The organism is Marinobacter flavimaris (assembly GCF_002933295.1).
Classification (GTDB): domain Bacteria; phylum Pseudomonadota; class Gammaproteobacteria; order Pseudomonadales; family Oleiphilaceae; genus Marinobacter; species Marinobacter flavimaris.
This window is the reverse complement of sequence record NZ_PSSW01000019.1, coordinates 1-21455: the sequence shown is the minus strand read 5'-3', so window position 1 is coordinate 21455 and position 21455 is coordinate 1. Positions and strand designations below refer to the sequence as shown.

General features: G+C 56.6%; 20 protein-coding genes and 3 pseudogenes. 20 read left to right on the top strand and 3 right to left on the bottom strand.

The features are described from left to right. Window positions 1-15 precede the first annotated feature (15 nt). The 10 genes and pseudogenes from MDHKLMBL_RS21425 to MDHKLMBL_RS19860 all read left to right on the top strand — a co-directional run bounded on the left by MDHKLMBL_RS21425 (window position 16) and on the right by MDHKLMBL_RS19860 (window position 10449). Window positions 16-123, top strand: a complete 108-nt coding sequence (locus MDHKLMBL_RS21425) for a hypothetical protein (protein ID WP_341866811.1) — start codon at window positions 16-18, stop codon at window positions 121-123. 175 nt (window positions 124-298) lie between these two features. Beyond that, a complete protein-coding gene (locus tag MDHKLMBL_RS19900; protein ID WP_008172531.1) occupies window positions 299-1261 on the top strand; it encodes an HlyD family secretion protein in 963 nt (320 codons plus the stop codon). A gap of 6 nt (window positions 1262-1267) precedes the next feature. After that, window positions 1268-2998 carry an ATP-binding cassette domain-containing protein gene (locus tag MDHKLMBL_RS19895; protein ID WP_104272407.1) on the top strand — a complete coding sequence of 577 codons (1731 nt, stop codon included), beginning with the start codon at window positions 1268-1270 and terminating at the stop codon, window positions 2996-2998. Then, entirely contained in the window at window positions 2995-4089 is a 1095-nt protein-coding gene (locus MDHKLMBL_RS19890) for an ABC transporter permease (protein WP_008172528.1), read from the top strand. Before MDHKLMBL_RS19895 ends, MDHKLMBL_RS19890 begins: the two co-directional genes overlap by 4 nt. Further along, window positions 4089-5192, top strand: a complete 1104-nt coding sequence (locus MDHKLMBL_RS19885; RefSeq protein WP_008172526.1) for an ABC transporter permease — start codon at window positions 4089-4091, stop codon at window positions 5190-5192. The genes MDHKLMBL_RS19890 and MDHKLMBL_RS19885 overlap by 1 nt, the downstream gene beginning before the upstream one ends. Before the next feature lie 165 nt (window positions 5193-5357). Then, window positions 5358-5642 (top strand): annotated as a pseudogene (locus MDHKLMBL_RS21420) (hypothetical protein); the annotation flags it as partial. A gap of 23 nt (window positions 5643-5665) precedes the next feature. Continuing rightward, window positions 5666-7021 (top strand): APC family permease, encoded by a 1356-nt coding sequence (locus MDHKLMBL_RS19875; RefSeq protein WP_104272405.1) that lies wholly within the window; start codon window positions 5666-5668, stop codon window positions 7019-7021. 27 nt (window positions 7022-7048) lie between these two features. Further along, entirely contained in the window at window positions 7049-7276 is a 228-nt protein-coding gene (locus MDHKLMBL_RS19870; RefSeq protein WP_068812734.1) for a hypothetical protein, read from the top strand. Further along, entirely contained in the window at window positions 7276-9783 is a 2508-nt protein-coding gene (locus MDHKLMBL_RS19865; RefSeq protein ID WP_104272403.1) for a heavy metal translocating P-type ATPase, read from the top strand. Before MDHKLMBL_RS19870 ends, MDHKLMBL_RS19865 begins: the two co-directional genes overlap by 1 nt. Before the next feature lie 207 nt (window positions 9784-9990). After that, window positions 9991-10449, top strand: coding sequence for an ATPase (locus tag MDHKLMBL_RS19860; RefSeq protein WP_104272400.1), 459 nt, complete (start codon window positions 9991-9993; stop codon window positions 10447-10449). A gap of 353 nt (window positions 10450-10802) precedes the next feature. On the opposite strand, the gene MDHKLMBL_RS19855 is transcribed toward MDHKLMBL_RS19860, so the two are convergent. Together MDHKLMBL_RS19855 and MDHKLMBL_RS19850 are read right to left on the bottom strand one after the other, a co-directional pair. Continuing rightward, window positions 10803-11315 (bottom strand): DUF411 domain-containing protein, encoded by a 513-nt coding sequence (locus MDHKLMBL_RS19855; RefSeq protein ID WP_104272398.1) that lies wholly within the window; start codon window positions 11313-11315, stop codon window positions 10803-10805. A 98-nt stretch (window positions 11316-11413) separates the two neighbouring features. Beyond that, on the bottom strand, window positions 11414-11683 hold the full coding sequence (locus MDHKLMBL_RS19850; protein ID WP_104272396.1) for a hypothetical protein: 270 nt from the start codon (window positions 11681-11683) through the stop codon (window positions 11414-11416). A gap of 207 nt (window positions 11684-11890) precedes the next feature. Here MDHKLMBL_RS19850 and MDHKLMBL_RS20935 point away from each other — a divergent pair, with 207 nt between their 5' ends. The 5 genes and pseudogenes from MDHKLMBL_RS20935 (at window position 11891) to MDHKLMBL_RS19825 (ending at window position 16829) form a co-directional block, all read left to right on the top strand. Further along, window positions 11891-12079, top strand: a complete 189-nt coding sequence (locus tag MDHKLMBL_RS20935) for a hypothetical protein (protein WP_158254301.1) — start codon at window positions 11891-11893, stop codon at window positions 12077-12079. Window positions 12080-12469: 390 nt separating this feature from the next. After that, window positions 12470-12871 carry a MerR family transcriptional regulator gene (locus MDHKLMBL_RS19840; protein WP_104272392.1) on the top strand — a complete coding sequence of 134 codons (402 nt, stop codon included), beginning with the start codon at window positions 12470-12472 and terminating at the stop codon, window positions 12869-12871. 71 nt (window positions 12872-12942) lie between these two features. Continuing rightward, window positions 12943-15426 (top strand): heavy metal translocating P-type ATPase, encoded by a 2484-nt coding sequence (locus MDHKLMBL_RS19835; RefSeq protein WP_104272390.1) that lies wholly within the window; start codon window positions 12943-12945, stop codon window positions 15424-15426. A 102-nt stretch (window positions 15427-15528) separates the two neighbouring features. Further along, complete coding sequence (lgt, locus tag MDHKLMBL_RS19830; protein WP_104272387.1) at window positions 15529-16329, top strand: prolipoprotein diacylglyceryl transferase; 801 nt, start codon at window positions 15529-15531, stop codon at window positions 16327-16329. 159 nt (window positions 16330-16488) lie between these two features. Then, a pseudogene (locus MDHKLMBL_RS19825) lies at window positions 16489-16829 on the top strand (ectoine synthase). A gap of 160 nt (window positions 16830-16989) precedes the next feature. Here the strand turns inward: MDHKLMBL_RS19825 and MDHKLMBL_RS19820 are convergent. Next, entirely contained in the window at window positions 16990-17310 is a 321-nt protein-coding gene (locus MDHKLMBL_RS19820) for a hypothetical protein (protein WP_104272385.1), read from the bottom strand. Between the two features lie 185 nt (window positions 17311-17495). Here MDHKLMBL_RS19820 and MDHKLMBL_RS19815 point away from each other — a divergent pair, with 185 nt between their 5' ends. From MDHKLMBL_RS19815 to MDHKLMBL_RS19795, 5 genes and pseudogenes are all read left to right on the top strand, one after another. Further along, window positions 17496-17729: a hypothetical protein gene (locus tag MDHKLMBL_RS19815; protein ID WP_227548934.1), complete on the top strand. Its 234-nt coding sequence runs from the start codon at window positions 17496-17498 to the stop codon at window positions 17727-17729. 13 nt (window positions 17730-17742) lie between these two features. Beyond that, complete coding sequence (locus MDHKLMBL_RS19810) at window positions 17743-18015, top strand: DUF5676 family membrane protein (RefSeq protein WP_091854502.1); 273 nt, start codon at window positions 17743-17745, stop codon at window positions 18013-18015. Between the two features lie 40 nt (window positions 18016-18055). After that, on the top strand, window positions 18056-20410 hold the full coding sequence (locus MDHKLMBL_RS19805; RefSeq protein WP_104272383.1) for a heavy metal translocating P-type ATPase: 2355 nt from the start codon (window positions 18056-18058) through the stop codon (window positions 20408-20410). A 169-nt stretch (window positions 20411-20579) separates the two neighbouring features. Then, window positions 20580-21038: an ATPase gene (locus MDHKLMBL_RS19800; RefSeq protein ID WP_104272381.1), complete on the top strand. Its 459-nt coding sequence runs from the start codon at window positions 20580-20582 to the stop codon at window positions 21036-21038. Window positions 21039-21120: 82 nt separating this feature from the next. After that, window positions 21121-21455, top strand: a pseudogene (locus MDHKLMBL_RS19795) (thymidine phosphorylase); the annotation flags it as partial.

Sequence of the window (21455 nt, the reverse complement as noted above, 5' to 3'; positions counted from 1 at the left end):
GAAACGCCGATCAACTTGATTCATGGAGACCCTGATGCGCTGGAGGCCATGAAGGATCACTTGCGTCAGAACACCCGGTTTGAGGTGGATGTGGCAGGCTACCAATCCATTTTGCGTCTTTGACGATGCCCTGACGGCCATCTTCGAGGGCGACCTGAATGAGCCGCTTAAGATCCGGCAACGACCTTGGTCGCGGCGGCTGCCGTGTGCTAGAGTGGGCGATCTCATTGGCTGGAGTGAGAGGCAGTGGCCCTGATCCCGGCTCCAACCTGAACAGTAATGTCATAAGGAGTGTTTGGTGAAATCCCAATCCTGGCTCTGGTCTCTGATAGCGGTGTTGGTGCTCGCCGGCGGTTCTTATGGGGTTTTTGTTCTGTTTGGGGAAGAGCCCTTGCCGCAGGGAATCGTCTATGGCAATGGCCATATCGAGGGGCGGGAAGTGCGGATCGCGGCCGAAGTGGCCGGTCGGGTCATCGAGCACCATCTCGCGGAAGGCAGCAAGGTTTCGGCGGGCGACACGGTAGCCGTGATCGACCCCGCCGATGCCAGAGACCGCCTGCGCTCGGCACAGGCCGAGCTGGCCTCGGCGCGGGAAGTCCGTGACGGCTTCGACAGCCAAATCACCACCTGGCGTCATCATCTCAAGAATGCCGAGAAACAACGGCAGCGGATCCGGGACTTGCGGTCCCGCAATCTGGCCAGCTCGAGTGATCTGGATCAGGCGGAAAATGCCGTCAGTGAGGCCCGGGGCCGACTTGAGTCTCTCCAGCGGCAGAAGGATGCCGCCGAAGAACAGGTGGCTGCAAGGGCGGCGCAGGTGGCACTGGCTGAATCGCAACTGGACAAAGCGGAGGTTGCCGCGCCGCTCTCCGGAACCATCCTGATCCGGGCGGTGGAGACGGGAGAGGTTGTCGATACCGGCCAGCCGCTGGCCACGATGGTGAATCTGCAGCAGCTCGAACTCAAGGTCTATGTCCCCGGTGATATCCTCAACCGGATCAGCTTGGGGGATCCCGCCAGAATCCGCGTGGACGGTTTGCCCGGGGACTTTTCCGCCAAAGTCGGCAGGATTGACGATTTCGCCCAGTTCACCCCCCGCGATGTCCACATGCCCGACGAGAGAGTTCGGATGGTCTATGGCGTTACCCTGGTGCTGGATAATCCGGCCGATGCTCTGAAACCGGGTATGCCGGCAGATGCCTGGATTCGCTGGGATCCGGACGCCGAGTGGCCAGCGACCCTCTCGGTTCCGGCGCGCTGAGCCGTCATGTCTTCCCCGGAACCCATCGTCGCCAAAGGCCTTGGCCGCCAATTCGGAGACAATGTTGTCATCGAGCCACTGGATGTTTCCGTTGATCGCGGCCAACGAGTGGGCATTGTCGGTGCTGATGGCGCTGGCAAGACGACGCTGTTACAGATGTTGGCTGGCATCCTGGACCCCACTGTGGGGGAATGCCGGGTCCTGGGCTTCGATACCCGTCGTGAGGCCAAGCAGGTTGCTGCCCGGATTGGCTATATGTCCCAGGGATTTACGCTTTACGATCGACTCAGCGTCAAGGAAAACCTGAGCTTTGCCGCTCGCATCCGGGATGTGCCCGACGAACTCTATCGGGAGCGTTCAGAAAGGTTGCTATCCATGTCGGGGCTTGGCCGCTTTACTGACAGGCCCGCCGCCAAACTGTCCGGTGGCATGCGGAAAAAGTTGTCGCTATGTACCAATCTGGTCCATGAACCGGAGCTGCTGATCCTTGACGAACCGGGGCTCGGCGTCGACCCCCTGTCCCGGCGCCATCTCTGGACCATGCTCGACCGCTTCCGGTCGCAGGGCCTGACCATGGTTGTGGCTACCTCCTACATGGACGAGGCGGAGCGCTGCGACAGGATACTGCTGCTGGAACAGGGCCGCGTTCTTGCGGATGGGTCGCTGGAAGAGCTGCTGAGGCCCGCCGCCGGAAGGGTGTTCACTGTAAATGCTGGAGATACCGGACGAGGCTTGCGGGAGTTGTCCGGCATCCTGGCTCAAATTGACAGCGTCCATTCAGTGCAGTGGTTGCCGGATCACCTGCGACTGGTGATGAACGCGGACATCGCTGAAAACCAGCTCGCCGAGTTATTGCCCGAGGGAACCCACCTGGCGGCGGCCGAGCCCCGGCTCGAGGATCTGTTTGTGCTGCGGACGGACAGGAGGGCCGGCGAGCAGCAGTTTCCGGAATTGGCCCGGCAAGACAGGGGAAAAGAGGAAGGGCTGGTGGCCACCGGCCTGAGCGTCCGCTTCGGACATTTCAAGGCCGTTGACCGGGTGAGTTTCGAGGCGCCATCTGGCGAACTGCTTGCGTTGCTGGGGCCCAACGGGGCGGGCAAGACAACCCTGATCAGGGCCTTGTGCGGGCTGGTGGCCATCGATGAGGGCAACGCCCGGGTGGCCGGGGTGAGCTCCGGCGGGGGTAGCACCGCATTGCGCCGGCAAATTGGTTATATGTCACAACGGTTTTCACTCTATCTGGAACTGACCCCCTGGGAGAATCTCCGCTTCTTTGCCAATGCCTACGGCCTGGCCGGAGGCGCGGCGCGGGCTGCGATCGACTGGGCCAGGGAAGTAACGGGGCTGACAGATATTCCCGACAAGCTCACCGGTGATCTTTCAAGTGCCTTGCGCCAGCGTCTGGCGCTGGCCTGCAGCCTGCTTCACCGGCCCCGGGTCTTGTTCCTTGATGAGCCCACCTCGGGTGTCGATCCCGTCGCCCGGTACCTTTTCTGGCGGGTTATCCGTGAGCTGGCCGCCAGCGGTATGACCGTGCTGGTCACTACCCACTACCTGGAGGAAGCGGCCTATTGTGATCGTTTGGCGTTAATGCTGGACGGGCGGCTGCTTGCACACGGTAGCCGATCATCGCTGAATCATTCGCTCGGCCTCGAAGCCGACGCCACGGTGGAGATGCTCTTCACGGCGGCCATAGAACAGGCGGGAACGGCCAATTCCCGGGCGTTGGGACCATGAAGGCTCATCGGCTTGGAGCCCTCATCGTCAAGGAAAGTCGCGAGCTGATTCGCGACCCGGTTACCATTGCGTTGGCCGTGATCATGCCGCTGATCATGCTTTTTCTGTTCGGCTATGCGGTCAATCTGGATGTGGAACAGGTTGCCGTGGGCATTTACGATCTGGACAACACGCCGGCAAGCCGCGACCTGTCAGCCCGTTTCGACAGCTCGCGGTATTTTCAATTAGAGCAGAAAACGACCGATCTCCGCGATCTGGAGTCGGCACTGCAAAGCTCGACCATCAGCATGGGCGTGGTGATTCCAGCCGGCTTGGCCCGGCAACTGCTCAGAGGCGACGAGGCGCCTGTCCAGGTGATCGTGGACGGCGGCTATCCTGTTCTGGGTCGATTGGCATCGGCCTATGCCGAGGCGGTAATCGCAAATTTCCCCGCCCCGCGTCAGAGCGCCGTCCGGGTCCAGGCCAGGGTCTGGTTCAATCCCTCCCTGCGCAGCGTCAATTTCGTCATCCCCGGGTTATTTGCCGTGATCCTGATGGCGTTCCCACCCCTGCTGACCGCCCTGGCGATCGTGCGTGAGAAAGAGACCGGTACGATTGAGCAGATCTATGCATCGCCGGTCACCTCAACCGAGTTTGTTGTCGGCAAGCTGGTGCCCTACGGTCTGGTGGCTTTCCTGGAGATTCTTATGGTCATGGTGGTGGGGTTTGCCTGGTTTCAGGTCCCCATTGCCGGCAGCCCGATACTGCTGCTGACGTCCGCTTTCGTTTATGTGCTGACCACGGTGGGTATCGGCCTGTTGGTCTCATCCCTGGTCCGTACCCAGTTGGCGGCCATGTTGATAACGCTGATTGTCACCTTGATGCCGTCGTTTTTGTTTTCCGGTTTTCTGTTCCCTCTGTTCACCATGCCTCTTGCCCTGCAACTGTATAGCTGGCTTTTCCCTGCCGGTTATTTTATGGAAATCTCCCGGGGCATCGTACTGAAATCAGCCGGCCTTGAAGCCGTTCTGCCAAATCTGATGATGTTGATCGTCTATACGGTCCTGGTATTTGTCTTCGCGGCCTGGCGAATGAAGCAGAAGGTGGCCTGATGGGAATTGCCTTATTTGGTTTGTTGCGCAAGGAGCTCGTGCAGTTCTTTCGTGACCGGTTGATACTGACCCTGATACTTTGGCTTTACACCATTGAAGTCGTCATTTGTGCCGTTGCGCTCAGTTTTGATGTAAGCCACCTGCCCCTGGCGGTGGTGGACGAGGATCGCAGCGCCTTGAGTCGCTCGTTGATCCAGAAATTTGCGGTGAGCGAAACCTTCGACCTGAAATTTCAGGAAACCCGTGTGGCAACCGCCACTGACCTCCTGGAGAAAGGCGATGCCACCATGGTGTTGGTCGTTCCCGCCGGGTTCGAAGGTGCTCTTCTCGCTGGCAAGAGTGCTCAGCTCCAGTTGCTCCAGGACGGCACCAATTCCAACATTGCCGCCAATGCCGTCAATGATGCTCTGCAGATCGTCCAGCGCCAGGAGCGCGAAGCGCTCCCTGCTGCCGGGAAGAAGGGGGTCGCGGTACCCCTGATCCGTATCTGGTATAACCCCGATCTGACAACATCGGGTTTTATCGTGTTATCGATGATTGCTCTGGCCGGTATGATGGTGGGCGTTATTCACCCGGCCGCCTCTATTGTCCGGGAAAAGGAGCGAGGCACTATCGAGCAGCTGCTGGTGACGCCCATTTCCACCCTGGAACTGTTCCTGGCCAAGGTCACACCCACGCTGATCATGGGCGTACTGTCCATCTTTCCGAGTTTGGTGATTGTCAGAGTCTTTGATGTGCCCCTTCAGGGCAGTCTGCTTTTATTTCTGGTGCTGACCGCCATCTTTTTGCTCAGTGCGATTGCGCTGGGCGTACTGATTGCCGCCTACAGCCGGACCCTTCAGCAGGCGTTGCTGCTCTCCTTTTTCGGACTTTTCCCGCTGATGTTCCTGTCGGGCAGTTTGACGCCGGTAGAAGCCATGCCGCCTTTCCTGCAAAGCCTCTCCCTGCTGAGTCCACTGCGTTATTACATGGATATCATCGTCGGTATTTTCCTCAAAGGCGCCGGCCTGGCGGTTCTCTGGGATGAGGCTCTCGCCTTGCTGGTAATCGGTGTCACGCTGTTTATTTTCTCCCTTTGGGTCTTTCGACGCCGGGTACAATGAGATCGGTTGGGTGAGTGCCTGACGTTTGTCGCTACACGGCCAAGAGGATACGGCGCATAGGCATCAGGATTACCGTGATTATTCATTTTCATCAGTAACCTGAATCAATGGGATGGACTCCTCCTCACCTCACCGGCATCTGCGTGCCAAAATGGTGAGTGATTTGGCGAGAGTCAGTGGGGCGATTTCATCCATGAACTCAACCATCATCCCTGTGTTGATTTTGCCGAGCGCAAACCGAACAACCAGCTGCATGTCGTCTACGATGGAACCCATTGGTCTCTTGACGAGTTAATGGAACTGATCAAGACCCACGGAGGCGGGTTGCAGGCCGGGTGGTGGACCCAGCGGAAACTGGCGTGGTATCGGTTTACAGACGACAATGTTCGGGCCAACGCAAAACATGATCCGTTTTGCTGTTCCAAAATCCCACCTATGAAGCGTAAATAGAAACGACAATAACCGGAGGTTGAATGAGCAGGGAGCAAGACAGAACCACTCGCTATCAGGAAGGCAGTCTCACCCTGCCAGGAACCGTCATGCTGGGTACCGGCGTCATGATAGGCGCTGGTATTTTTGCGTTGACCGGACAGATGGCACAGATGACGGGCGTTCTGTTCCCCCTGGCGTTTCTGGCGGCCGCCGTGATCGTCAGCTTCAGTGCTTATTCCTACATCAAAATTTCCGATGCGTACCCGTCTGCGGGCGGTATCGGCATGTACTTACACAAGGCCTACGGAAACCGGCTGCCGACCGCATTTAACGCCTTGCTGATGTACTTTTCCATGGTGATCGCCCAGAGTTTTCTGGCCCGCACGTTCGGCTCCTACACCATGCAGCTCTTCGGTGGCGACGAAAGCGGGCGAATGGTGCCCATTCTCGGGGTGTCACTGATCCTGGCAGCGTTTCTCATAAATCTGCTGGGTAACCGGATGATTCAGGGTGTGGCTTCCTTTATCGGCGTCCTGAAAATCGGCGGCATACTGATTTTCGGGTTGGTGGGGGTATGGGTCGCCGACTCCATATCGGTTGACTTCTCGAATCCCGGAGAGGCCGGAACTGTGGGCAACTTCCTTGGAGCAACCGCGCTCGGAATTCTAGCTTTCAAGGGCTTCACCACCATTACCAACAGCGGCTCCGAAGTAATAGACCCCAAGCGGAACGTAGGACGGGCGATCATTATTTCCATTGCAGCCTGCGTGGTGATCTATACGTTGGTTGGTTTTGCTGTTGCCAGCAACTTGTCCCTGGCCGAGATTATCGAGACACAGGACTACTCCCTTGCCGCCGCCGCCCGCCCGGCACTGGGGGAGTACGCCGTGTGGTTCACCGTTGCCATTGCCATGATGGCTACTGCCGGAGGCATTCTGGCCAGCATTTTTGCGGTGTCCCGGATGCTGGCGATGCTGACGGAAATGAAACTGGTCCCCCACCGGCATTTCGGCATGCCAGGCAGTATTCAGAAGCACACCCTGGTTTATACAGTGGTCCTGGGGCTGGTCCTGACGGCCTTTTTTGACCTCTCCCGGATTGCTGCGCTGGGTATCGTGTTCTACCTGGTAATGGATGTTGCGATTCACTGGGGTGTTCTTCGTTATCTACGCGAAGACGTGAAGGCCAGCGCCTGGGTGCCAGTCATGGCCATTTTGCTGGATTTGCTCGTTCTTGGGGGCTTTGTGTGGGTCAAGCTGAATACGGACCCGTTTGTCATCGGTGTTGCGGTGGCCACCATGATCGTTATTGCAGTGGCAGAGCAGATTTTTTTGAAAAAGTCCGAGAATTCCCGGCAATCGGGAGATGAGGAATCTCATGCTCATGATCACCATTAACCGGCATTCGACGTGGAGGGCAGTGCTATGATGGAAGGTAATATGTTTGGCAACACCATGTGGGCAGGGCACTGGCTGTGGATGCTGGTGATTGCCATTGTAGTTGTGATTCCGGCCTGGCGTATTTGCCAGCGTACCGGGTATCCGGGCTGGATGGGCATCCTGATACTGATTCCCATCGTCAATCTCGTATTACTTTATTTCATAGCGTTCAGTGACTGGCCAAGCAACAGAAACAATGACGGGAGATCTTGATGAACAGTACGAAAACACAGGCACCGCAAAGGCAAAGGGACCTTGAGCTGATTGTGCCGGGAATGGGGTCAGACCACTGCGCCGGCATTATCAACAAAACGATTGGCCGCTTGGACGGAATCGACCAGATAGAGACTAACATTGCCAAACATAAGGTGAGTGTTCGCTCCCTTGCGTCGGGGCCTGACGGGGAAGCCTTAAAACACGCTGTGGAGGGTGCCGGTTACGATGTGGCCTCCGTGAGGGAAGTGGGTGGCAGGACTTTCAGGGTCACGGTACCCGGAATGGGGTCCGACCATTGTGCGGGTATTATCAAGAGTACGCTTGCGCGACACGACGGCGTGCAGACGACGTCAACCAACATAGCCAATCACACAGTGAGCGTGGTAGTCGGCTCGGATGGGCCGACAGAAAATGAGCTGAAAGAGCTGATAGAGGGCGCCGGATATGATGTTGCTGCTGTCGCTCTTGAGGGAGATGCCAGTCAGGAGGAGGACTCGGCCGTTGAAGAGGCCTATCTGAAGCTTGCATTACGCAGGTTCTGGATCGCTGCGGTACCGACAACACTGATCATGGTGTTGATGATGTTTCATATGTTCTGGCAGCCCATTCCGGGGTATCTGGCTATTATTGCAGTGCTCGGCTTCCCGGTAGTGTTTTTTTATGGCGGTGCCGCTACCCACAAGGCTTCCTGGCGTTCACTGAAGAATGGCACCTTCAACATGGATGTGCTCATTTCCATGGGCAGCCTTCCCCCCTACCTGATTGGTCTGGTGGGCTTTGTCTATCCGATGACCTCTTTCATCGAAATGGCCGTTACCATCATGACCTTCCATATGCTTGGTCGGTACCTGGAAGCAAAAGCCAAGGGCAAGGCCTCGGAGGCCATCCGGAAATTGCTCACCCTCGGCGCTAAGACCGCCCGCGTGGAACGGGAAGGGGAAGAGGTCGAAATTCCCGTGAAGGATTTGGCTCCAGGCGACATCATGATTGTCCGGCCCGGTGACAAGGTGCCCACTGATGGTGAAGTGGTGGATGGTGAGAGTCATCTGGATGAATCCATTGCCACTGGCGAGTCTGTCCCGGTATACAAAAGCACGGGAGACACGGTTATTGGTGCCACCATCAACAAGGAAGGTCGCCTGAGAGTCAAGGCTACCCGTGTTGGTGGTGATACCTTTCTGGCCCAGGTGGTGAAACTGATCGACGAGGCTCAGGGCTCCAGGGTGCCAATCCAGGAGTTTGCTGACCGCATGACCGGTCGCTTCGTGCCGCTGGTTCTTGTTATTGCCCTGGGCAGTCTTGTGGTCTGGCTGTTTGCAGGCGATACACTCCGACCAATCCTTGAATGGGGCGCCGCTTTCCTGCCGTGGGTAGACCCGACGGCGGCCACGCCGGTGCTGGCTATCCTGGCGGCTATTGCTGTGCTGGTAATTGCCTGCCCCTGTGCATTGGGGTTGGCAACGCCGACTGCGCTGATGGTGGGTTCGGGCGTCGGCGCCGAGCGGGGCATCCTGATTCGTTCTGGAGAGGCCATTCAGACCTTCAAGGACGTCAAGGTAATGGTCCTCGATAAAACGGGCACCATTACCAGGGGTGAGCCGAAGCTTACCGATGTAGTACCCGCCGACGGCGTTTCGGAGACCGAACTGCTGGAGCTTGCCACCGCGGTAGAAAATGCGTCTGAGCATCCCATCGCCCGTGCCATTGTGGACGGTGCCCGGGAACGTGGAATCAAACCCGGGAACGTTGTTGATTTCCGCTCCACCGGCGCCAGAGGTGTTTCGGGAAGGGTCGGTGAGAGCACCGTGCTGATTGGTAACCGCCTCTTGCTGGAAGAGCAGGGCGTTAATGGACTGGAGGCCCTGGACAAGAGTCTTTCCGACCTTGAGGATCAGGGCAGAACTGCCGTTATTGTTGCCCGTGACGGCAAGGCCTACGGCATTGTCGCGGTAGCCGATACGCTCAAGGACGAATCGGTGGCTGCCATTCGGGCCATGCACGAGCAAGGACTGTATGTTGTGATGATTACTGGTGACAACGAGCGTGCAGCCAACGCGGTTGCCCGCGAAGTAGGCATCGACGAGGTTCGCGCCGGGGTGTTGCCGGAAGGTAAGGTGGATGCCATTCGGGAACTGCAGGAAAAGTACGGCAATCATGTTGCCATGGTGGGTGATGGCATTAACGACGCCCCGGCACTCAAACAGGCTAACGTAGGCATTGCCATAGGCGCTGGTGCGGATGTGGCTATCGAAGCTGCTGACGTTACCCTGGTCCGTGGCGAATTATCTGGCGTTGTTGACGCCATGGTGCTGTCACGTGCGACCTTCAAAAAGATCGTTGAGAACCTCCTATGGGCCAGTGGATACAACGCTGCGGCTATTCCTATAGCTGCGGCGGGGCTGCTGCATCCGATGATTGGTGTAGTGGCGATGACTGTCAGCTCGCTCTCGGTCATTGGTAACTCAATGTTACTGCGTCGGCGTTACGAGAAGGATCACCGGTAGGCCGGATGAGCTCTGCTGCTGGGCCGGACGCAGTGCAAAGCGCGGTGATGAGCGAACAATTTGCCATTGGCTGCATCGGCCTGGGTGCGGGGATCATTGCGTTCGCTATGCCCGGTGGAGTGCATTGGAGTCGAGTAAAGGCCCCTGTTCGGAAACAGCGTTTAAGTGTATTTTTTAAAGTATACCTTCCGCGAGGGATGAGCCCGTATGGATATCAAAACACTCGGAGAGCTAATTGACTGGACGAGCAAGCTCCACTCGCACTTGGCGCGGTGTCTGTCCCATTGTGAAACAAAGCACGAAGACAAGCAGGCAAGGGCCCTGTTGGACTATCTGGCCACCCATGAATCTGAAATCGAGCGCATTGTGAGGGAGTTTGAGCGCCAGGGAGATGCGAAGGCATTGGAGAGTCGCGTTTACGATTATCTATCTCATGATCCCATAAAAACCCATCGGACCTGTGACGAGCCATACGTGAGGCTTGATATTGCTGGCATCTGCCGTGAAGTGTTCGACGTCCACGAGCAAATTCTTGATCTCTATCAGACCCTTGTCGAAAAAGCCGAAATTCCCGAAGCACGGGAGCTGCTCCAGTCGCTCCTGATCATGGGAGAGAATGAAACCAGGCGCCTGGCCCGCCAGATTGGCCGTATGGATGATTTCTGACTGTGTTTGATATCTGCGACAGTGCGCAGCTCAGTACCACTTGTTAACACTGAATCTGCAGGAGCAAGGTTCGGAGTCGAGCACCCCGACCTCAGGAACCGGACCCTTGAATTATGAAAGGTTCCATTAATCATACCAGTACATGGGGCATCGCCCTAGTCGTCATCGTACTGCATGAACCTTTTGGAGCAATACGGCCTGTTGCCAGGCCTGGTGGTCGGCATCGCAGGTATGGTTGTCTGTTTGTGTGGGCTTTCCCGCGCGATAGGCCCGACATGTCAAGAGCCGTGCAAGGATGTGCCGGCGAGTTCCGGAGTCTTGTTGCGGGATCCGGTATGGGGCTGGGACCGACCTCAGTAATCTTTATGTTCGCGGAACACGCTTTGCTGCCCGTTGGCACGGAAGGCAATCACCTGGTAATCATCCTTTCTACCGGTCTCCATACCGGGGCTGCCCTGGACCATGCCGGGCACTGAAAGTCCCACTGTATTGAACCGGGGATTTTCCCGGTAAGCCAGAATATCGCTGGCTGGCACATGGCCCTCAATCACCAGATCACCGATTAACGCGGTGTGGCAAGAGGCCACATCCCGGGGCACACCATTAGCCTGCTTGACCTCATTAACGTTGTCGGTTTCGATGGTGTTGGTCTTAAACCCGTTGGCTTCAAGGTGCTCAACCCAGGATTGGCAGCAGCCACAGCTAGGGCTCTTATAAATTGTGATGGCCGGGCCAGCCTCTGCGGTAGAGGCCGCAGCGGTGGATGACTTGGCAGACTCGTCGGCCTGGATCGCCAATGTGGTTGCGCCGGCGGCGAGAATAGTGACGGTTACTCCGGTAAACAGGGCAAGTTTTTTGGTCTTCATGGTAATCCTCGATTTGATTCGATAATGGGTAGCGCAAGGCCCGGGTTCACCATGGCTTCCCCGGGCAATCAATGTCAGTTCGGGGCGCACCCGTACCTTTAGTTGGACTCGGCGCCTTTATCGTTCTCACCGCCGGCCATGTGGTCACCACCGTGGCTTTGCATCATTTTCATGCAGGCATCGGTCATGGCTTTACGATCTTCCGGAGACATGTCGGGCATCATTCCCATCATGCCGCCCATTCCCTGCATGCCTTCCGAGGACATCATGCCTTTGCCTTCGCCCTCGTGGGCAAACACAGAGAATGTGCCGATGGTACCGGCCAGAAAAATCGTTGTGATCGCGAATTTGATTTTTGAATTGCGCATTTGATTCACTCCAGTTAAAGATCCGTGATGAAAAAACACGGAGCTTCATAAAAATCGTTGCAAAAATTTACGTCAATGATTTTGCCGTGATGGGCACAAATCCGGGTTGCAACTCAGGAGTGATGTAGTGGAGGGGGCGTAATGGAGGCTAGGAACGGCTCCTGGTAGAGGGCCGCGGGGGCATTTAATACCGGTTGGGACCCGGTATTGAGCAAACCATTTGAAGCTGCCAGAAAAAGAGCAAAGCTGGCGCCACATTTGCTCAGCCCGCTGGCGCTCGGGCATGTCATGTCAGGCGTTGGAACACAATCACCTGCTTTGCCGGAAGAGGAGTCGTTGCTTCCAGCCTGCTTCATCATCGTGGAACCGCAACCTTTCATCGCAGTATCCTCCTGACCAACTGATATTTTGGAAATGGCCAGAACCGGCCCACTCATCACCATTAGCAGTGACAGCAGCACGGAAATGATTCGGCGGTTCGTTGGGGTCATCTCGATTTCATCTACCAAACGGTCGGGTTGAGTGCTTTGACACACAGCCAGCTTTTTAGTTTAAGAGATCGTAGCAGTTTTTTATTTTAATGACACGATTACCTCAGTATCGGGCGGCGTGAGGCAAATTCCCGATTCTCACGACCAGTGTCAGCCTATTCGCAGGTAGCCGGATATCGCCTGAGCGAAGCAGCTCAAGCTCATTCGTGCATCTTTAATAAATCTCTTGACCTTAAAGTCTACTTCAAGGTTATGGTTGGGGCTGACCATTAATAGCTTCGCATAAGGTGTGTGAATGAAAACCTTTAATATCGGTGAGCTCTCTGAGAAAAGCGGCATGGCCAGCCATGCGATTCGCTTTTATGAACGGGAAAAACTCATGCCCGAGCCTGCAAGAACTGAGTCCAATTATCGCCGTTACCCGGAGGATGCGATTGCCAGGCTGCAGTTCATCATTCACGCCAAACAGTGGGGCTTCACTCTTGACGAGATTCGTGAACTCCTGATGCTACAGGACGCCAATGGCGATCGCGCTGAAGCCAAGCGCATCGCCAGAGAGCAACTGGAAAAAATCCGGGAGCAGATCCGGAGTCTCTCCCGTATTGAGACGGTTTTGTCGAAAACTCTCAAGGAATGCTCGGGAGAGGGGCCGATGGATGGTTGTCCGATAGTCGAAGCCATCGGCCGGGAAAAGTAATCCGCCCATTTAATGCCGGGACGAATTGATCAGAACGCTGCTGGACTGGTCGTGCAGAGGAGTAAATCGGCATGCAAAGAATAGAGATTGGTATTGAAGGAATGTCCTGTGCATCGTGCGTTGGGCGAGTCGAGCGGGCTCTCTCGAATCAGCCCGGCGTTTCGGTATCCCAGGTAAACCTGGCGACCGAAAAAGCCAGCGTGGAATTCGATCAGCCCGCGACCATTGAAGGTCTGGTCGAAGCGATCCGGGATGCAGGTTACCAGCCGCGGTTAGAGTCAGCAGAAGTACCCGTTTTCGGCATGACCTGTGGATCCTGTGTCTCTCGGGTTGAGCGGGCACTGAATAAGCAGCCCGGCATGATCAGGGCTAGCGTCAATCTGACCACCCAGAAGGCCTTTGTGGAGTTCCTGCCGGATGCCCTGTCTCTCGCGCGAATTTACCAAACCATCCGGGACACCGGTTATGAGCCGCAGGAGCCTGATGCTCAGGCCGTAGATGAGGACAAAGAGGGTGTCAATCTTCGCAGTAAAGTCATCTTTGCGGCGGCATTGACCATTCCCGTAGTTTTGATTGCCATGGGCAAGATGATTCCCGCCCTGGAGGCCTTGTATACCAGCGTTTTACCCCATAGAGGCTGGATGACTATTGAGTGGCTGCTTACCACGCCCGTGCTGTTTTACGCCGGGTCGCGGTTTTTTCGGGCCGGCTATGCGGAACTCCGGCATGCAAGTCCGGGGATGAACACCCTGGTGATGATCGGCTCAAGTGCCGCCTATTTCTACTCTGTTGCAGCACTATTCGTTCCCGAGTTTTTTCCGGCCGGTACGGCCCAGAGCTATTTTGAGGCGGCGGCGGTGATCGTGACGCTCATCTTGCTCGGGCGCTATTTCGAGCACATTGCCAAAGGTCGTACTTCGGAGGCAATCAAAAAGCTTTTGCAGCTGCAGGCCAAGACTGCTCGGGTGATTCGCGAAGGGAAGGCAGTCGAAGTGCCCATCGAAGCTGTAGTACCTGGAGACCGTATCCAGGTCCGCCCGGGCGAACGCGTTCCTGTTGATGGAGTGGTGGAAGAGGGCCAATCCTACGTGGATGAGTCCATGATCAGCGGCGAACCGGTGCCGGTCGCCAAGCAGAAAAAAGCTGAATTAGTGGGTGGAACGATCAACAAGAATGGTTCACTGATCTTTCGGGCTACCCGGGTCGGTGCGGACACCGTCCTTGCACAGATCATTAGCATGGTGGAATCGGCCCAGGCCGATAAACCTCCGATTCAGGAGTTGGCCGACAAGATTGCGGGTGTTTTTGTACCCATTGTGATCGTCCTTGCAATCCTGACGTTTATCGCATGGTTCAGCTTCGGCCCCGCTCCGGCGCTGTCCTTTGCCTTTGTAACAACGGTCAGCGTTCTCCTGATCGCCTGCCCCTGTGCGATGGGCTTAGCCACACCGACGGCGATTATGGTTGGGACAGGTAAAGGCGCCGAAATGGGCGTGCTCTTCCGCAAAGGGGCTGCCTTGGAGACTCTGGCCCGAATGGACACAATCGTCCTCGACAAAACCGGCACCCTGACCCTGGGCCGACCCGAACTGACGGATTTCATCCTGGTAGAGGGCTGCGAAGATGAAGTTCTTGCCTGGGTGGCAGCGGTTGAGAGCGAGAGCGAACACCCGATTGGGGAGGCCATCGTCAAGGGAGTCAGGGATCGGGGCCTCACTTTGCCAGCAGCCAGTGACGTTCAGGCAGAGCCGGGCTTCGGGATTCAGGCCCAAGTGGCGGGGCACCGTATAAACGTGGGCGCGGACCGATACATGCGCAGTCTTGGGGTTGACGTAGATGGCCTGGCAGACAGCGCGAGGTCACTTGCTGAAAAGGCCAAAAGCCCGCTCTATGTCGCCGTCGACGGCCAACTGGCGGCCTTGCTTGCGGTTGCCGATCCCCTCAGGAATGGTTCGGTGGACGCGGTTGCCACCCTCAAGGCCACAGGACTCGATGTGGCCATGCTCACCGGTGATAATCGTGCTACAGCCGAGGCTATTGCCCGCCAAGCAGGCATTGAACGGGTTCTTGCCGAGGTATTGCCTGACCAGAAAGCGGCAGAGGTCAAGCGCCTGCAAGAAGAAGGTGCAAAGGTTGCTTTTGTAGGTGACGGCATCAACGACGCCCCCGCACTGGCTCAGGCGGATGTGGGTATTGCCATCGGGACAGGTACCGATATTGCAATCGAGGCCGGGGACCTTGTTCTGATGCGTGGCGACCTCCGAGGTATCGTCGATGCCACTGAGCTTTCCCGACGCACCCGCAAAACGATCCTGGTAAATTTTGCCTGGGCATATGGGTACAACCTGGCACTTATTCCAGTGGCGGCGGGCGTTCTATTTCCGTTTACTGGCTACCTGCTCAATCCCATGCTGGCTGCCGGTGCCATGAGCCTTTCCAGCGTATTCGTGGTGACCAATTCCCTTCGGCTGGGCCGGTTTAAGTCAGGTGACAGACACATTGCGATCGGCGACATGAAAGAAAGCGCTACCGCCGCCCAGGCAAGCGTTTCATGACGGAGCCGATACCGGCCTCCGGCCTTTCGCGTTCAGGCCGGACGTATCGTTGATTAAAGTCCGAACATACCTTCAAACACAGAATCAGGAAGGCCAAGGCCCATGCTTCAATATCCTCAAATTGACCCTGTTGCCATCTCAGCAGGTCCGCTACAGATCCATTGGTATGGTCTGATGTACCTTTTTGGCTTTCTGGCGGCTTGGTGGCTGGGCCGCCGCCGGGCTTATCGATTGGGGTTGAGCCCCGAGGCTATCGAGAACCTGATTTTTTATTGCGCCATTGGAGTGATACTCGGCGGACGGTTCGGCTACGCGCTATTTTATGGGTTTGAGAAGTTGACGGATAATCCGTTTTGGCTATTCAAGATCTGGGAAGGCGGCATGAGCTTCCACGGCGGTCTAACCGGGGTACTGGTGGCGGCCCTGGTTTTTGCCAGCAAGCATAATCTTCGGTTTTTCCGGCTCACGGACTTTATTGCACCCCTGGTTCCGATCGGTTTGGGTGCGGGTCGTCTGGGTAATTTCATAAACCATGAGCTACCGGGACGGGTAACTGATGTACCCTGGGCCATGGCGTTCCCGCACATGGGGCCAGAGCTACGGCATCCTTCAGCGCTGTACCAATTCGGGCTGGAGGGCATCGTATTGTTTATCGCATTGTGGTGGTTTACTAGCCAGCCTCGTCGAACTGGAGCCGCGTCCGGATTGTTCCTGTTGCTTTACGGGGTTTTCCGTTTTTCAGTCGAGTTTGTTCGTCTCCCCGATCCGCATCTGGGGTTCATTGCCTTTGGATGGTTGACTATGGGGCAGTTGTTAACTCTGCCAATGATCATTGGCGGACTTGCCCTGATTGGGTGGTCCAGATTTCAGCCAATTGGCTCGACGAAGGCCTCGACAGCCTGACATCGCCCTAACTGCGAAATTAATACATCTCGTTCTTCTGACACGCGTTTAAGCTTAGCCTTCAAGCGCCGGTTTTCGGCTTGGAGGTCAGTCTTTACGGCACGGAAAACCTTGTGTTTTGCCGCAGGAGAACATTAGCCCAAGGGAGGATAATAAAGAATGATTGTACGTGACATTAAAGACTTGTTCGGTACCGAACGGGAAGTAAAGGGGCCGGGCTGGACCAGCCGCCGCATGCTTCTTAAGAAGGACGGGATGGGATTCTCATTTCACGAGACGATTATCCCGGCGGGCGCCGAACTACACATGTGGTACAAATACCATCTGGAAGCCGTCTACTGCATTGCGGGCAACGGCAGCATTGAAGACCTGGGTTGAAAATCGCCGACATCCTGCGCGGTGGCACCGAGGATATGCGCCTGGTCTGCACCTTCAATCCGCCAGTCACCGGCCGCGAAGTGCACGACAAGGATGGCGCTTACCTCCCCGACGAGACCTAGCACTGGATGCATTAGCATGGCCACTCCCCGGGGTAAGTCCATAAAACGGGAATCACTGTCTCCGAGTTCGGGGTATTTTAAAGACGGGCGCTGGTTCCCGAGTGTTTACAGTATCGGAAATTTGCAGAACTCCATATGGGATCTATGCTTACGGCTGAAGTTAATTAACAAGGCGCATTAGGGCAAGCAAATTGGGCGTGGACCATTTGCCTGCCATGTAGTCTTCTCCCAGTCCCACATCACCGTGGGTGATCAGACGATCAATGACATGCCACTGCAGGATTGTCATTTCTGCATGTACACCGTCTTGCTTCCCTTCATGGCACGTCTTTTCTCCATCTGGCCATGTAAGTGATAACGAGCCGAACTGAAGAGATCTCAGCGCCTTTCGAAAAAGATTGAGCTGAATGATGCTGCTTTTCCCCGCAGGCCTTTTTTGAGGCTCAAGGTGCATGCTTGCCGAGAAAGATTCGTTGCTCATGCCTTTCTCTCCTCAGAGTGTTCCTAGAAAACCCGTTTCCAGTAAATTCAGTAACCGGCAAGTGCATGCGTCATCAATTTTAGGACATTGTTTCTAATTTGATCGAGATCAAGGTGTGCTCTGTTTCGGTCCGGTAATTCAGTTTGAATTCAGGCAGATGTGGTTGACTTGCGTCAGGAAATGCCATGCCCGGGCCTGAAGCAATGCAAAGGCAGCTGGTACAGCAGCAGACTGGAGAGGTCTTTATGGAATGGTTGGCGGAAAACTGGTTCTCGGTGCTTATTGGCATCGTTTTCGTGGGCATGCATATGTTCGGTCACGGAGGACATGGTGGTCACGGCGGGGGCGGGCATGGTGGACATAGTGCGCCGGACAAGTCGGAAAACGACCCGGACAGACGTTCTGGCCATCGGCATTAACGGAGGACGGAACATGCTTGACACAAGACTGGTTACCTGGGCGTTGGGCCTCTTTGCGGCGGTCACCTTCATCGTTTGCGTGATCTATGGACTGGTGACGCCGCAAAGCCTGCACATGCACACGTTTCTCGAGCAGGTGCTGCCGGCGTTCAAGTGGCTGACCTGGTGGGGATTTCTGCTCGGATTGATTGAGAGTTTTCTATATGGCGCTTATGTCGGGCTGGTGTTCTGCCCGATCTTCAATTGGCTTCATCGCCATCTCGGTGTCGGGCGCGCGTCGGGCTGACGAAAGCTCCGGTCTGCAAATAAGGAAAGGGAAACAAGGAATGAAAAATACCGTTGTGGAGATCCACGGTTTGCTATCGGTACTGAGTGCCCGGGGCGTAGAGAAACAGCTATTGAGATTGCCCGGCGTCAAGAAGGCCGAGGTCAACTATGTGGCCGGCAGCGCGACCGTCACCTATGACGAGGCGACGGTGGACCTTGAGGCTATCAAGGCCCGGATACACGAGTGCGGCTATCACTGTTCCGGAGAACAGTTGCCCAGGCACGTTTGCGACCCGGGGGACCCGCCGACCGAAGCCGGGGCTGTGTCCACGCCCGTCCACGATGGCCATGCCTCCCACACCGGCCACGACGATACGGCGCATCCTGCTGAACACGGCGAACATACCGGCGCCAAGGACGAGATGGCCCACGAGATGGGCCACGGCGGCAGCATGGACATGCAGGCAATGGTGCGCGACATGCGCAACCGTTTCTGGGTCTGCCTGATCTTCAGCCTCCCGATTTTCATTTATTCGCCCATGGGTGGGATGTTCGAACCACCGGTGCCACCCTTCGGGCTGCGGCTAGACCTATGGTTGCTATTACTGGCAAGCATCGCCGTGCTCTGGCCAAGCTGGCCGTTCTTTGTTGCCGCTTGGCGCGCGCTGAAAAACGGCGTGCTCAACATGGCTGTGCTGGTCGTTCTCTCGGTGGGTACTGGCTACCTGTTCAGCGTCGGTTCCACGCTCTTTTTCCCGGGTGTGCAGTTTTTCGAGGCGGTGGCGGTGCTGCTGGTGTTCATCCTGCTCGGCCATTGGCTGGAGATGCGCGCCCGTGCCGGTGCCTCCGACGCCATCCGCTCGCTGATGGATCTCGCGCCGCCCAAGGCCACGGTGTTGCGTGATGGCCAGGAACGGGAGGTTCCCACCGCTGAGGTTCTGAAGGACGACATCGTCGTGATCCGCCCCGGCAATAAGATTCCGGTGGACGGCGAGGTTCTAGAGGGCGAGTCCCAGGTGGATGAGTCCATGCTCACTGGCGAGTCCATGCCGGTGGAAAAAAAGCCCGGCGATAAGGTGATCGGCGCCACCATTAACAAGAGCGGCAGCTTCAGGTATCGCGCCACCAAGGTAGGTTCCGACACCGCGTTAGCGCAGATCGTCAAGCTGGTGCAGGAGGCGCAGAACTCCAAGGCCCCGGCGCAGCTGCTGGCGGACAAAGCGTCACAGTGGCTGGTGGTGATTGCCATCGTAATCGGCCTGCTCACCTTCGCCGTCTGGTTCTGGTGGATCGGCCAAAGCCTGCTGCTTGCCGTGACCCTGACTATCACCGTGTTCGTGATCGCCTGTCCGGATGCCCTCGGCCTTGCCACGCCCATGGCGGTGATGGTGGGCACCGGCCTCGGCGCCAGGAACGGCATCTTGTTCAAGAATGCCTCTGCACTTGAGGATGCCACCCGGCTGGATATTGTGGTCTTCGACAAGACCGGCACCCTGACCATGGGCGAGCCGCAGGTGGTCGAGGTGGTCGTGGTGGCGGGCAGCACCGAGGAGGCGGTCCTCGCACTGGCGGGGACGGTGGAGCAGGGCTCGGACCATCCTCTGGCCAAGGCGATACAAAGTAAGGCCGAAGGCTTGCAGCTCGATCCGCTGACCGGCTTCACCAACATCGAGGGCAAGGGCGCGCGGGCGGAGATTGGCAGCAAGACCGTGCTGCTCGGCAACCGCCGGCTGATGGACGAAGAGAAGGTCGACATGGCGAGCCTGAAGGACGAGGCCGCGCGTCTGCAGAGCGCGGGGCAGACCGTGGTGCACGTCGCCCAGGACGGGAAGCTGGTCGGCCTTATCGCCATTGCCGATGCGCCTCGCCCCACCGCTGCGGCGATGGTCAAGAAAATGCGGGAACGCGGGGTGGAGGTGGCGATGCTCACCGGCGACAACCAGGCCACCGCCGAGCGCATCGCCCGGGAGCTGGGCATCGGCACTGTGATCGCCGATGTACTGCCGGGGCAGAAGGCGGACAAGATCAAGGAGCTCCAGGCTCAGGGCAAGAAGGTTGGCATGGTGGGCGACGGTGTCAATGACGCCCCGGCACTGACCCAGGCGGAGGTGGGTTTCGCCATCGGTGCCGGCACCGATGTGGCCATTGAGAGCGCTGACGTGGTGCTGATGAAGAGCGACCCCTACGATGTGCTGGGAGCCATCGAGCTGTCGCGCGCTACCCTGCGCAAAATGCATCAGAACCTTTTCTGGGCGGTGGCCTATAACGTCATCGCCTTTCCCGCGGCGGCAGGCGTGTTCTATCCGTTGGTGATAAGCCCAGAAGTAGCGGCGCTCGCAATGTCTGGAAGCTCCGCTCTTGTTGCGGTAAATGCACTCCTGCTAAAGCGAACCCGACTGGACGGCTTAGGGTAGACGAACACTTCCAATTGGAAAAATTGATGTTCATCAAGCCCACGCTATTGAGCGACTCTTTTTGCATCTTTTGTTGGGGTTTTTCAGTGTGAATTCAGGCTTATGAGTTTAAGTGGTAGGTAATTGCTGTTTGCTGACATGATTAATGACAACAAGGGGGAACGGGTAAATGGACATCAAAACCTTTGGAGAACTTATTAGCTGGACACGGGATTTGCATGCTCACCTTGCAAGGTGTATGTCACATTGCGCTACGAAGAATGAAGAGGAGCGAGCACGGGCGCTGCTGGACTATCTGGCGACCCATGAATCGGAAATGGAACGTATCGTGAATGAATTCAAGTCGCAGGGCGATTCCAAAGCGTTGGAGACAAGGGTCTACGACTACCTGTCTCACCATCCCATTAAGACCCACAGAACCTGCGATGAGCCCTACGCACAGCTGGATTTTGAGGGCATATGCAGAGAAGTATTCGATTTCCATGATCAGATAGAGGACCTTTATCGCACCATGGCCGACAAAGCCGAGATTCCCGAGGCGAAAGAATTACTGCAATCGTTGCTAACCATGGAAGAGAACGAAGCTATGCGATTGGCCAGGCAGATAGGGCGTATGAACGACCTCTGATCAGAACACTGAAATTATTCTTCGACGCAGAAAAGGATGTTGATATATGGTGGCGTCTTCCAGTCAGTTACGGGTTTTCAAGATGGGTATCAATACTCATCAGGAGCCTGTCGTCTACATGCGTGGTGATTGTGATGTGTGCCTTTCAGAAGGATTCGCCGCCAGTTCCAGGGTGGGAATTTCCTCGCAGGGACGTTCCATCATCGCAACTCTCAATATTTCGTCTGATGAAACGGTTCCCAAAGGGTATGCGGGGCTTTCAGATATCGCCATAGAGCGGCTCGGGGTGGCTCCGTCTGACCTGGTTTCAGTACATCATGCGCCCTATATCGAATCCTTGAGTCTGGTTCGTCGGAAAGTATTCGGACACAGCTTGCTTCCGGCTGAGATGGCCCGCATTGTCTCCGATATCTCCGC